This window comes from Seonamhaeicola marinus, from assembly GCF_008085455.1.
The window spans coordinates 1-215 of sequence record NZ_VSDQ01000514.1; the positions used below are offsets into that span (position 1 = coordinate 1).

1 protein-coding gene is annotated in these 215 nt (G+C 35.8%); it reads right to left on the reverse strand.

The features are described from left to right. Positions 1-43: 43 nt before the first annotated feature. The coding region (gene rpsS / locus FUA24_RS08015) for a 30S ribosomal protein S19 (RefSeq protein WP_246146992.1) at positions 44-215 on the reverse strand (172 nt) is incomplete at its 5' end.

Here is a 215-nt window from a genome sequence, read left to right on the forward strand (position 1 = left end):
TAATAGCGTCTGCCATTTGTTTTTTACGACTTCCCATAGCTTACTACTTTTTACCTTTATTTTTAGCACCTGCATGACCTCTAAAAGATCTTGTTGGTGAAAATTCTCCTAACTTATGTCCTACCATGTTTTCAGTTACATAAACTGGAACAAATTGGCGGCCATTATGTACTGCTATTGTTTGTCCAACAAAATCTGGAGTTATCATACTTGCT